This window comes from Streptomyces sp. NPDC087906, assembly GCF_055584925.1.
The window spans coordinates 916,691-928,599 of record NZ_JBVJLC010000001.1; the positions used below are offsets into that span (position 1 = coordinate 916,691).

At 70.4% G+C, this 11,909-nt stretch carries 10 protein-coding genes; 8 read left to right on the plus strand and 2 right to left on the minus strand.

Annotated features, from left to right (window positions below; translation table 11 throughout):
• The first annotated feature begins 21 nt into the window (after positions 1 to 21).
• The 6 genes from ACZ63I_RS03975 to ACZ63I_RS04000 all read left to right on the plus strand — a co-directional run bounded on the left by ACZ63I_RS03975 (position 22) and on the right by ACZ63I_RS04000 (position 7,226).
• Entirely contained in the window at positions 22 to 987 is a 966-nt protein-coding gene (locus ACZ63I_RS03975) for a threo-3-hydroxy-L-aspartate ammonia-lyase (RefSeq protein ID WP_469335055.1), read from the plus strand.
• 177 nt (positions 988 to 1,164) lie between these two features.
• A complete protein-coding gene (locus ACZ63I_RS03980; RefSeq protein ID WP_469335057.1) occupies positions 1,165 to 2,520 on the plus strand; it encodes a ThuA domain-containing protein in 1,356 nt (451 codons plus the stop codon).
• A gap of 103 nt (positions 2,521 to 2,623) precedes the next feature.
• The gene (locus tag ACZ63I_RS03985) at positions 2,624 to 3,046 is read left to right on the plus strand and encodes a MarR family winged helix-turn-helix transcriptional regulator (RefSeq protein WP_469335059.1); all 423 of its coding nucleotides are present in this window, start codon (positions 2,624 to 2,626) and stop codon (positions 3,044 to 3,046) included.
• Positions 3,043 to 4,812, plus strand: a complete 1,770-nt coding sequence (locus tag ACZ63I_RS03990; protein WP_469335061.1) for an MFS transporter — start codon at positions 3,043 to 3,045, stop codon at positions 4,810 to 4,812. Before ACZ63I_RS03985 ends, ACZ63I_RS03990 begins: the two co-directional genes overlap by 4 nt.
• On the plus strand, positions 4,788 to 5,369 hold the full coding sequence (locus tag ACZ63I_RS03995; RefSeq protein ID WP_469335062.1) for a cysteine hydrolase family protein: 582 nt from the start codon (positions 4,788 to 4,790) through the stop codon (positions 5,367 to 5,369). Before ACZ63I_RS03990 ends, ACZ63I_RS03995 begins: the two co-directional genes overlap by 25 nt.
• 183 nt (positions 5,370 to 5,552) lie before the next feature.
• Positions 5,553 to 7,226 carry a class I adenylate-forming enzyme family protein gene (locus ACZ63I_RS04000; protein ID WP_469335064.1) on the plus strand — a complete coding sequence of 558 codons (1,674 nt, stop codon included), beginning with the start codon at positions 5,553 to 5,555 and terminating at the stop codon, positions 7,224 to 7,226.
• A 41-nt stretch (positions 7,227 to 7,267) separates the two neighbouring features.
• On the opposite strand, the gene ACZ63I_RS04005 is transcribed toward ACZ63I_RS04000, so the two are convergent.
• Complete coding sequence (locus tag ACZ63I_RS04005; RefSeq protein ID WP_469335066.1) at positions 7,268 to 8,563, minus strand: M6 family metalloprotease domain-containing protein; 1,296 nt, start codon at positions 8,561 to 8,563, stop codon at positions 7,268 to 7,270.
• A 306-nt stretch (positions 8,564 to 8,869) separates the two neighbouring features.
• On the opposite strand from ACZ63I_RS04005, the gene ACZ63I_RS04010 reads away from it, so the two are divergent.
• On the plus strand, positions 8,870 to 9,529 hold the full coding sequence (locus tag ACZ63I_RS04010) for a TetR/AcrR family transcriptional regulator (RefSeq protein WP_469335067.1): 660 nt from the start codon (positions 8,870 to 8,872) through the stop codon (positions 9,527 to 9,529).
• A gap of 239 nt (positions 9,530 to 9,768) precedes the next feature.
• Complete coding sequence (locus ACZ63I_RS04015) at positions 9,769 to 11,292, plus strand: MFS transporter (protein WP_469335069.1); 1,524 nt, start codon at positions 9,769 to 9,771, stop codon at positions 11,290 to 11,292.
• A gap of 82 nt (positions 11,293 to 11,374) precedes the next feature.
• Here the strand turns inward: ACZ63I_RS04015 and ACZ63I_RS04020 are convergent, their stop codons facing one another.
• Positions 11,375 to 11,884: a MarR family winged helix-turn-helix transcriptional regulator gene (locus tag ACZ63I_RS04020; protein WP_469335071.1), complete on the minus strand. Its 510-nt coding sequence runs from the start codon at positions 11,882 to 11,884 to the stop codon at positions 11,375 to 11,377.
• Between the last annotated feature and the right edge of the window lie 25 nt (positions 11,885 to 11,909).

An 11,909-nucleotide genomic window follows, 5' to 3' on the forward strand; every position in this document is an offset into this window, starting at 1 on the left:
AGTGCGAGGAGCGTGGCGTCGATGGTGCAGGCACCGACCTTTCAGGACGTGGAGGCCGCAGCGGTGCGGGGGGCTTCCGCCGTGCACCGGACGCCCGTTTTGCGCTCGCGGCTGCTCGACGAACAGCTCGGCGTGGACGTGGTGTTCAAGTGCGAGAACTTCCAACGGGTCGGCGCCTTCAAGTTCCGGGGGGCGTACAACGCGCTCGCGCAGTTCACCCCCGAGCAGCGGCGGGCCGGGGTGGTGGCCTACTCCTCGGGCAACCACGCGCAGGCCGTCGCGCTCGCCGCGCAGTTGCTGGGGATTCCGGCGACCATCGTCATGCCGCACGACGGTCCCGCGTCGAAGATCGCCGCGACCAAGGCGTACGGGGGCCGCGTCGTCCCGTACGACCGGTACACCGAGGACGTCGTGGAGATCACGCGCACGCTCGCCGATGAGCGCGGGCTGACGCTCGTCCCGCCGTTCGACCATCCGCATGTGATCGCGGGGCAGGGCACCGTCGCCCGTGAACTGTTCGCGGAGGTCGGTGAGTTGGACGCGCTGTTCGTGCCGCTCGGCGGCGGCGGGCTGCTGTCGGGTACGGCGCTGGTGGTGCGGGAGATGGCGCCCGGGTGCCGGCTGTACGGGGTCGAGCCGGCGGCCGGCGACGACGGGCGGCAGTCGCTGCGGCAGGGGAGCCTCGTACGGATCGAGACGCCGAAGACCATCGCGGACGGTGCGCAGACCCAGCATCTGGGCGACCTCACCTTCGAGATCATCCGCCGTGAGGTCACCGACATCCTCACCGCGACCGACGACGAACTCGTCGACGCCATGCGGGCCTTCGCCACGTACATGAAGCTCGTCGTGGAGCCCACCGGCTGCCTGGGGCTCGCCGCGGTGCGCGGGGCGGCCGAGCAGTTGCGCGGGCAGCGGGTCGGTGTGGTGGTCAGCGGCGGCAACATCGACCTCGACCGGTACGCCGCGCTGCTGGCCGCCGGGTGAGCGGACCGGCCGCCGGGTGACCAGCGCCTTCGACTTATTGGTCCATACCAAAGCCTTGACACCCGATGTCTTCACTTCTTAAATCACGAGTGAGCCACGTCACTTGCCTGTAATTGGCATGGGCATGGCATATCTCGCATGGCACACCCCCCACGTGTGAAGAAGGGTCGTCGCCCGATGATCAGGAAGAGCTGGAACAGACCTCGCCCCAGGAAGGCCCGCCCGCTGCTGCTCGCGCTGCTGGCCGCGCTGTTCGGCCTGGTCGCCACCGCCACCACCGGCGGCGGAGCCGTCGCCGCGCAAGCCGCCTCCGCCGCACCCGCCGCCCCCGCCGCACCCGCGTTCAAGGTGCTGGCCTTCTACGACGGTACGTACGACGCCGCGCACATCGACTTCGTCAAGGAAGCCAACGCGTGGTTCCCGCAGACCGCGGCCGCCAACAACTTCTCGTACACCGCCACCAACAACTGGGACCAGCTCACCAACGCGAGCACCCTCGCCCAGTACCAGGTCGTGCTGTTCCTCGACAACTCCCCGCACACCGCCGCCCAGCGCGCCGGATTCGAGCAGTACATGCGCAACGGCGGCGGCTGGCTGGGCTTCCATGTCTCGGCGTTCACCACCGACTCCGGCGAATGGCCCTGGTACTACAACGACTTCCTCGGCTCCGGCGACTTCCGGACCAATACCTGGGGCCCGGAGGCCGCGACGCTGAGGGTCGAGGACCACTCGCTGCCCAACACCGCGGGGCTGCCCGCGACCTTCACCTCCGCCGTGAGCGAGTGGTATAGCTGGAGCAACGACCTCAGGCAGAACCCGGACATCAAGATCCTGGCGTCCGTCGACCCGGTGAGCTTCCCGCTCGGCACCGACCCCAACCAGGACTGGACCAGCGGCTACTACCCGATCCTGTGGACCAACACCCACTACAAGATGGTGTACGCCAACTTCGGGCACAACGACATGAACTACAGCACCAACCAGCGGCTCTCGTCCACGTTCGCCAGCGCCACCCAGAACAAGTTCCTCATCGACAGCCTCACATGGCTCGGTACGGGATCGGTGGGCGACGGCGGTACGCCACCGCCCACCGGGCCGATCTCCGAGACCGCCTGGTACGCGCTGGTCAACAGCGGCAACGGCAAGTGCGTGGACGCGAAGGCCGCCGCCACCGCCAACGGCACCCCCGTCCAGCAGTACGCCTGCAACGGCACCCAGGCGCAGCAGTACCAGGTGCGCGCCACCGACGGCGGCTTCTCGCGGATCGGCGTCCGTGCCGACCCGCAGCAGGTCGTCGACGTCACGAACGTGTCCGCCGCCGACAACGCGCCGCTCCAGCTCTGGAGTTACTCCGGCGGCAGCAACCAGCAGTGGAAGGCGGTCGCCGAGTCCTCCGGCGCGTACCACTTCACCACCCGCGCCACCGGCAAGTGCCTCAGCGCTCCGGCGAGCGCGGCGGACGGTGTGCAGCTCGTCCAGCGCGCCTGCGACGGCTCCGCCGCCCAGTCGTTCAAGCTGCTCCAGCAGCCCTGACGAAGGCGCGACGGAGCCGTATCACCGCACGTAACCGACCTCGGCGCCGCCTCGGTGGTGTCGAGGTCGTTACATGCTCTTGATAAGTCTATTGTTACTACTTATGGATGAAGAGATTGGAGCGGCGCTCCGCCTGTCCGTCGCCCGGATCGCCCGGCGGCTGCGCCAGAAGCACGCCGTCGGGGACGTGACCCTCTCCGAGGTGTCCGTCCTCTCCCGGCTCAGCCGGGACGGGGCCGATTCCCCCGGCTCCCTCGCCGACCTGGAGCGGGTACGCCCGCAGGCGATGGCGACGACGCTCGCCGCGCTGGAGGAGCGCGGGCTCGTCCTGCGCACCCCCGACGCAGCCGACGGCCGCCGCGCGGTGATGACGGTGACCGACCAGGGCCGCAAAGTGCTGATCGACCGGCGCTCCGAGTCCGTCCAGCGGCTCACCACCGTCCTGAACGAGGAGTTCACCGACGAGGAGCGCGCCGCGCTGCGCGGCGTACTGCCGCTGCTCGACCGGCTGGCGGAGCGGCTGTGACCGGGGCGCCGAAGGGCCGCGCGGCCCGCGAGGCGGCCCGCGGGCCCGTCACCGACCGCTACAAGTGGGTGGCGCTGTCCAACACCACCCTCGGCGTCCTGATCGCCACGATGGACAGCTCCATCGTGATCATCTCGCTGCCCGCGATCTTCCGGGGGATCGACCTCGACCCGCTCGCGCCCGGGAACATCGGCTATCTGCTCTGGATGATCCTCGGCTATCTGCTGGTCTCGGCCGTGCTCGTCGTCGTCCTGGGCCGGCTCGGCGACATGTTCGGCCGCGTCAAGATGTACAACCTCGGCTTCGTGATCTTCGCCTGCGCCTCGATCGCGCTGTCGCTCGACCCGTTCAAGGGCGGCAGCGGCGCGCTCTGGCTGATCCTGTGGCGGATCGTGCAGGCCGTCGGCGGCTCGATGCTGACGGCGAACTCCGCCGCCATCCTCACGGACGCCTTCCCGGCCGGGCAGCGCGGCATGGCGCTCGGCATCAACCAGGTCACCGCGCTGGCGGGGCAGTTCCTCGGGCTGCTGGCCGGCGGGCTGCTTGCCGTCGTCGACTGGCGTGCGGTGTTCTGGGTCAGCGTCCCGATCAGTGTGATCGGCTCCATCTGGTCGTACCGCAGCCTGCGCGAGACCGGCACCCGCAAACCCGGCCGGGTCGACTGGTTCGGCAATGTCACCTTCACGGCGGGGACGGGCATCCTGCTCGCCGCGATCACGTACGGCATCCAGCCGTACGGCGGGGACGCGACCGGCTGGTCCAACCCCATGGTGCTGGGCGGGATCTTCGGCGGCATCTTCCTGCTGATCGTGTTCTGCTTCGTGGAGACGCGGGTCAAGGAGCCGATGTTCCAGCTCGCGCTGTTCCGGGTACGGGCGTTCGCCGCGGGCAACCTCGCCGCGCTGCTGACCGCCATCGCCCGCGGCGGGCTCCAGTTCATGCTGATCATCTGGCTCCAGGGCATCTGGCTGCCGCTGCACGGCTACGACTTCGAGGACACCCCGCTGTGGGCCGGTGTCGCGATGCTGCCGCTCACGGTCGGGTTCCTGATCGCGGGCCCGGTGAGCGGCTATCTGTCGGACCGCTTCGGCGCCCGGCTGTTCTCGACCGGCGGGCTGCTGCTGGTCGCGGCCTCGTTCGGCGGGCTGCTCACCCTGCCGGTGAACTTCAACTACTACCTGTTCGCGACGCTGCTGCTGGTCAACGGGCTCGGGCAGGGCATGTTCTCCTCGCCCAACACCTCGGCGATCATGGGCAGCGTCCAGCCGGAGTACCGCGGGGTCGCCTCCGGGATGCGCTCCACGTTCCAGAATTCCGGTACGGCCCTGTCGATCGGCGTGTTCTTCTCACTGATGATCTCCGGCCTCGCCTCGTCCCTGCCGCACACCCTCAACTCCGGGCTCCAGGCCCAGGGGGTACCGGCGGCGACGGCGGACCAGGTGGCGTCGCTGCCACCGGTGAGCACCCTCTTCGCCACCTTCCTCGGCGACAACCCGATCGGACACCTGCTGGCGCCGAGCGGGGTGCTGGACAAGCTCTCGCACGCCCAGGTGACCACGCTGACCGGGCACAGCTTCTTTCCCCAACTGGTCTCGGGTCCGTTCCACGACGGACTCGTGATCGTCTTCAGTGTGGCCGCCGGCATGGCTCTGGTCGCCGCGGTCGCCTCCCTGCTGCGCGGTGGGCACCAGCGTGCCGACCAGCAGCCTCCCTCGGACAAAGATGAGAAAGGACAGCCCAAATGGCGAAAAGCGCCCTCCTCGTGATGGACGTCCAGCGCGGCATCACGGACCGGTTCGACGGGGACGCCGGCTATCTGCCACGGCTGCGCCGGGCCGTTGACGCGGCCCGCGCCGCCGACATCCCGGTGGTGTACGTCGTGATCGGCTTCCGGCACGGGCACCCCGAGGTCAGCGCCCGCAACAAGACGTTCGCCGCGATGGCCGCGCACGCCGCGAGTTCCGGTACGCCGGGCGGTTTCACGGACGCCGATCCGCAGGCGCGGATCCATCCCGACGTCGCACCGCGCCCGGACGAGGTCGTCGTCACGAAGAAGCGGGTCAGCGCCTTCGCCGGCAGCGACCTCGACCTCGTCCTGCGCGCGGGCGGGATCGACCGGCTCGTCCTCACCGGCATCGCGACGAGCGGTGTCGTGCTGTCGACCGTCCGCCAGGCGTCCGACCTGGACTTCGGTCTTACGGTGCTGGAGGACGGCTGCCTCGACGCCGACCCCGAGGTGCACCGGGTGCTCACCGACAAGGTGTTCCCGCGCCAGGCGGATGTCGTGACGGTGGACGAGTGGGTCGCGACGATCGGCAAGTGATCGCGAGTGATCGGCAAGTGATCGGCACGTAAGGGCCTGTGACGTCGTGCCCATGCCCGTGCCCATGTTCGCGGTCCGGTTGACCGCGTACCGGGCGCGGGCATAGCGTCACCGGGTCACTGAGCAAGCGCTCAGGCCCAGGCCCAGGCCCGTGCCCAGGTCAGGAAGGTGCTCCAGGTGCCCGTGCCCCACACCGAAGCCGAGGCCGGCGCCGCGCTGACCGCACCCGGCGCGCCCTTCGCCGTCGTACGCGCGGAGGACGGCTCGCTGATCTACGAGAGCGGTCCGCGCACCCTGCGCGAGTTCGTCGAGGCCACGTGGGCGTACGGCGACCGGCCGTTCCTCGTCGGCGAGGGCGGCACGTACACGTACGGCGCGTTCTTCGCCGCCGCGACCGCCCTCGCCAACCGCTTCGTCGAGACGTACGGGCTGCGCCCAGGCGACCGCGCCGCCATCGCGATGCGCAACCACCCCGAGTGGCAGATCGCCTTCTGGGCGACCCAGCTCGCCGGTCTCGTCGCCGTGCCGCTCAACGCGTGGTGGACCGAGGACGAGTTCCGTTACGCGCTGGCCGACTGCGAGCCGCGCGTGCTGCTGGTGGACGGCGAGCGGCTGCCGCGCGTCAGCGGCTGGGCGGCGAGCGCGGGTGCGCGGACGCTGGTCTTCCACTGCGAGGGCCCGGTGGAGGCGGGCGGCGTGGAGCGGTACGAGGACCTGCCGGCCCCCGATCCGGCCGCCGCCCCGCCCGACGTCGAGGTACGGGCCGAGGACGACGCCACCATCATCTACACGTCCGGCACGACGGGCCGCCCGAAGGGCGCGGTCGCCACGCAGCTCGCCCAGGCGGGCGCGGCGACGAACCCCCGCTACCTCGCGGCGCTCGCCGCGCTCGGCCGCGGCGAGATCCCGGGCCAGGGCCCGGCCCCGGTCGGTCTGATGACGTTCCCCTTCTTCCATGTGGCGGCCTTCACCAGCGTCTACTCGGTGATGGCGGCGGGCGGGACGCTCGTCCTGATGCGCAAGTGGGACGCGGCGCGCGCCCTGGAGCTGATCCGCGCCCACCGGGTGACGTACTTCGCGGGCGTCCCGTCCACCGCGCTCCACCTGCTGGACGCGGCTGCCGAGGCCGGAGACGACCTGCCGACGCTCACCATGCTGAACACCGGCGGCGCCGCCGCCCCGCCCGGCCTCGTGGGCCGCATCACCGACCGCTACGGCGAGCGCGTCGAGCCGCGCAACGGCTACGGCCTCACCGAGACCTGCGGCGGCGTGACGGCCAACTTCGGCGCGGCCTACCGCGCCTTCCCGGGCAGCGTGGGCCGCCCGACCCCGGTCACGGAGACCCGCGTCGTGGACCCGGCGGGCGCGCCGCTGGAGGCGGGCGAGGTGGGGGAGCTGTGGCTGAGGGGCCAGTCGCTGGTACGGGGCTACTGGCACGCCCCGGAAGCGACGGCCGAGGCGTTCACCCCCGCCGGCTGGTTCAGAACGGGCGACCTCGCGACGGTACGCGAGGGCCGCGTCAGCATCGTGGACCGGATCAAGGACATGGTCGTACGGGGCGGCGAGAACGTGTACTGCGTGGAGGTCGAGACCACGCTGTACGACCACCCGGACGTCCTCGAAGCCGCCGTATTCGGCGTACCGCACCCGGTACTCGGCGAGGAGGTCGTAGCCGTGATCCAACAAACCCCGACCGCGACGACAAGCGCGGACGACCTACGCGCGTACTGCGCCCTGACCCTGGCCCCGTTCAAGGTCCCCGCCCATGTACTGCTGCGAACGAACCCCCTCCCACGCAACGCGACGGGCAAGGTACTCAAACGCGAGCTGCGCGCCGCGGCTGCCGAGCTGTTCTAGCCGGAGTGGCGGCCCCGGATGCCGCGTCCCCCCGCCCCCGCTCAGGACCGTGTCACCCGCACCCGGTAGTCCCCGCTCGGTTCCTGTTTCAGGACCGTGATCTTGATGTGGTTGTCGGCGTCCGTGAACGACTCGCCCGCCTGGTACGGCGCGTCCGACAGTTCTGCCTGGACGTTCGGGAGGCGGGTGCAGCCGCCGCTGTCCTTCTTGCTGTCTTCGATGCTCACCGGGCCCCTGCCGGTGTCCACGGTCGAGTCCACGTGGTAGATCAGCACCCCCGGCTCGCACACCGCCTCGTCGTTGCCCGCACGCGTGCGTACCTCCGCCGCGTACCCGGACTGGCCCGACACGGGTATGAAGATCAGCTTGGAGCCACCGGGGGTGGCCAGCGGTTTCAGGGTGTATTCGCTGGTGCCCGGCGACGAGGCGCAGTTGATCTGGTTGTCGTCGAGCCAGCCCAGCTTCCACTTGTGCCAGCCCAGCAGGTCGTTGTCGGCGCCCCAGTCCTCGGACATGATGTCCCAGTGCCCGACGGCCCCGCCGCCGTCCGTGGTGTACAGGTCTGGCAGGCCGAAGACATGGCCGTTCTCGTGCGGTAGCACCCGGAAGCCGGTCTCCGCGTACGAGCCCGAGCCGTCGTCCTGGCGGCTGTAGACGAAGGACGTGTTGGACAGCGGCACGCCGTCCGCGTGGGGGGCGTCGTCGTTGCCCGAGAACGTCACGGACAGGACGGTGTCCAGCGCCGAAGGGCCGGCGTTCGGGGTGACCAGGATGTTCACCAGGTCGTACGCGCTGAAGTCCACCCGCGCGTCGGCCTCGCGCACGATGTCCTTGACGAGGTCGTGGTAGCCGGGCTCGTACGGTGAGCCGCGCTCGATCCCGTAGGCGGAGAACGCCTTCGGCATCCGCAGCCAGTCCTTCAGCGGGGCCTCGGGGTGGTAGTCGAGCCGCCCGTAGGAGCTGGTCCTGAACCACTTCGTGGTCTGCGGGAAGAATTCCGCGAGCCGGTCGAGCGCCCGCCCCTTGCCCGGCGCGTCCGGGAAGTCGATCATGAGGTTGAGGGCGTGCACCGAACCGGTCGAGGGCGAGTAGCCGGGCGGCGTCGGCAGCCCCTCGGACATCTGCACGGTCGTGGTGGAGGCGATCCGGCACGGGCCGAGCACCGCGTCGTTGTCGACCGCGGGTCCCGCGGAGGCGCGGCTCGGGTTGGGGAGCGTGCCGCTCGCCGTGGTCAGCGCCGCGAGGGTGAGGGCGGCCAGTCCGGCGAGCGCGCCGACCCGATGGGGCCTGCGGTGCCTGCCGTGAGGGCCTCCACGTATCCCGCGCGTGTGCTGCATACGGTCGCCGCCTTCGGGTCACCGGCAGCCGGCCGTCCTGACTGCCCGGGGCCGAAGGGGACCGCCCAGGGCCGACTGCGCTCTGTTCGATCACCCTGCGTCGCCCGGCGTGTCGGCGCTCGCTGGGTGCGCCGATCGTGGGTTCTTCCGATGCCGATCATGGGTTCTTCCGATGGTGTGACCCACGTCACGCGAACGAGTGAAATAACCGGGGATCTCTTCCCCGTTTGCACCTGTGTCCGAGCCAAACGGGGAAGCCATCCCCGGTTACGGCCGAGTTACCGCCCACTACGAGGGAAGGCCGACGTGACCGCCACAGCCGCCGTCGAGACCGAAGCGCGCCGGGCTCCCCGACCGCGCGCGGACGCTCTGCGCAACAGGGAGCGGATCGTCGCTGCGGCCCGGGAGATGTTCGTGGAGTACGGGCCCGAGGCCCCCCTCGACGAGATCGCCCGCCGCGCGGGTATCGGCAACGCCACGCTGTACCGGCACTTCCCCGACCGGGACTCCCTCATCCACGACGTCGTGCTCTCCGTCCTGGCCCGCACCGCGGACCTGGCCGAAGAGGTCGCGATGCGGGAATCCGACCCCTCGTTCGCCCTCCGCCGCTTCGTGCACGCGGCGGCAGACGAACGGGTGGGGGCCCTGTGCCCCCTGCTCTCCGGTGATTTCGACCGAGCCCGCCCCGAACTCGACGCGGCGCGCGAGCGCCTCGAAGGCGCCGTAGAAGCGCTGATGGAACGGGCACGGCAGGCCGGACGGCTGCGCACCGACGTCGCCGTCGGCGATCTGATGGTCGCGCTGTCCCAGCTCACCCGCCCGCTGCCCGGCACCGGCTGCGTCAACATGGACCGGTTCACCCACCGGCATCTGCAGCTTTTCCTGGACGGCCTCGAGGCGCCCGCCCGGTCGGAACTGCCCGGCAAGGCCGCGACTCTGGAGGATCTGCGCCGCGCCGCTCCGTGACGCGCCCTGAACCCACTCGACATACCTGACCCAGCGGCTCCGGCCCTTCGGCCCCCGCCCTCGGCCCCCGGCCCTCACCGGTTCCGGCCGTCACGCACACCAGCGGCAGGCGCTCGACCCCGCCTGTCCATCACACCGTCACCTCATGACCCGGGTGACTCAACGACCTCGTAAGACCGGCAGCGTCGCCTGTACTTACGCACCTTTTCGCCTTTTCGCACCCTTAGGTGGATACCTCCATGTCTCAAACAGCCGACACCCGGCTTCCCGATCCCAGGCGCTGGACGGCGCTCGTCTTCATCGCCGTCGCCCAGTTGATGGTGGTCCTCGACGCGACCATCGTGAACATCGCGCTGCCGCACGCACAGGCCGACCTCGACATCTCCGACGCCAACAAGCAGTGGATCATCACCGCCTACGCCCTCGCCTTCGGCGGGCTGCTGCTCTTCGGCGGACGCATCGGTGACCTCTGGGGCCGCAAGCGCGCCTTCGTCATCGGCCTGACCGGATTCGCCGCCGCCTCCGCGGTCGGCGGCGCCGCCGTCAACGAGGCGATGCTGTTCAGCTCGCGCGCGGCTCAGGGCCTGTTCGGCGCGCTGCTCGCGCCGGCCGCCCTGTCGCTGCTCGCCGTGACCTTCACCGAGGCCAAGGAGCGCGCCAAGGCGTTCGGCATCTTCGGTGCGATCGCCGGTGGCGGTGGCGCCGTCGGCCTGCTGCTCGGCGGCTTCCTCACCGAGTACCTGAACTGGCGCTGGACGTTCTTCGTCAACATCCCGTTCGCCGTTGTCGCCGCGCTCGGCGCGTACTTCGTCATCCGCGAGCCCGAGGGCCAGCGCAACCGCTCGCCCCTGGACGTCCCCGGCGTCGTGCTCTCCACGCTCGGCCTGGTCTCGCTGGTCTACGGCTTCACCCGCGCCGCCTCCGACGGCTGGTCCGACCCGATGACGGTCGGCCTGTTCGTGGCCACCGTGGTCCTGCTCGCCGCGTTCGTCTACGTCGAGTCGAAGGTCAAGGCCCCGCTGCTGCCGCTGCGCGTCGTCGCCGACCGCAACCGCGGTGGTGTCTACGCCTCGCTGGGCCTCGCCATCATCGGGATGTTCGGGCTCTTCCTCTTCCTGACGTACTACCTCCAGGTCGTGCAGGGCTACTCCTCGGTCAAGACCGGGTTCGCGTTCCTGCCGATGGTCGTCGCCATGATCACGGGCTCCACCCAGATCGGCGCCCGGCTGATGACCCGGGTCCCGGCCCGGCTGCTGATGGGTCCCGGCTTCGCGCTGGGCGCCGTGGGCATGCTGCTGCTGACCCGTCTTGAGGTCGGCTCGTCGTACGCCGGAGTGATCCTGCCCGGCATGGTCCTGCTGGGCCTCGGTATGGGTACGGCGTTCATGCCGGCCATGTCGCTGGCCACGCACGGCATCGAGCCGCGTGACGCCGGTGTCGCCTCCGCGATGGTCAACACCTCGCAGCAGGTCGGCGGCGCCATCGGTACGGCGCTGCTGAACACCATCGCCGCCTCGGCCACCACGTCGTACCTCGCCGCGCACCTCGCGGGCGCAGGCGCCAACGCGAAGCTGGTCCAGGCGCAGGGTCTCGTGCACGGCTACACGAACGCCATCTGGTGGGCCGTCGGCATCCTCGCCGTCGCCTCCGCCATCGCGTTCACCTTCATCAACGCCGGACGGCCGGGCGCGAGCACGGTCAGCGGCGGTACGAAGGACGCCGGTTCCGAGGACGAGGTCAAGATCCCGGTGGCGATGCACTGACGGTCGCCCCCGCCGGCCTGAGCCGGTCGTGAAGGCGATCACGTGAACACGTACGACGGATCTGCCCTGGTGCCGCGGTTTCTCAGCGGCGCCAGGGCAGATCCGCGTCCGCGCCCGCGCGGCTCTCGGCCTGCAGCCCCTCGGCCAGCACCCGCATGATCTCGCCGAGCTGGACCACCTGCACCGGGCTGAGCCGGTCGAAGATGGCCTCCCGTACGGCGGCGACATGGCCGGGCGCCGACCGCCGCAGCACCTCGCCGCCCGCCTCGGTCAGGAACGCGTTCTGCCCGCGCTTGTCGGACGCGCAGTCCTCGCGCCGTACCCAGCCGTGCTTCTCCAGGCGGGCGACCGCGTGGGAGAGCCGGGACCGGGTGATCTTGGCGTCCTTGGCGAGCTGGGTCATCCGTATCCCGTCCGCCGGAGCCCTGGAGAGCTGGACGAGCAGCGCGTAGTAGATGTGCGGCATCCCCGCGTCGCGCTGGAGCTGCCGGTCGAGATGGTCCTCCAGCAGGGTCGTGGCATGCAGATAGGCCTGCCAGACGCGCTGCTCCTCGGCGCTGAGCCAGCGGGGCTCCGTGGGTGACGTGGTCATGAAGGCACCCTATCTGTTATTGAAA

Excerpts from the sequence above, each read along its gene's own strand:
- ACZ63I_RS03975 (WP_469335055.1), top strand. The coding sequence starts at position 22 with ATGGTGCAGGCACCGACCTTTCAGGACGTGGAGGCCGCAGCGGTGCGG.
- ACZ63I_RS03980 (WP_469335057.1), top strand. The coding sequence starts at position 1,165 with ATGATCAGGAAGAGCTGGAACAGACCTCGCCCCAGGAAGGCCCGCCCG.
- ACZ63I_RS03985 (WP_469335059.1), top strand. The coding sequence starts at position 2,624 with ATGGATGAAGAGATTGGAGCGGCGCTCCGCCTGTCCGTCGCCCGGATC.
- ACZ63I_RS03995 (WP_469335062.1), top strand. The coding sequence starts at position 4,788 with ATGGCGAAAAGCGCCCTCCTCGTGATGGACGTCCAGCGCGGCATCACG.
- ACZ63I_RS04005 (WP_469335066.1), bottom strand. The coding sequence starts at position 8,563 with ATGCAGCACACGCGCGGGATACGTGGAGGCCCTCACGGCAGGCACCGC.
- ACZ63I_RS04015 (WP_469335069.1), top strand. The coding sequence starts at position 9,769 with ATGTCTCAAACAGCCGACACCCGGCTTCCCGATCCCAGGCGCTGGACG.
- ACZ63I_RS04020 (WP_469335071.1), bottom strand. The coding sequence starts at position 11,884 with ATGACCACGTCACCCACGGAGCCCCGCTGGCTCAGCGCCGAGGAGCAG.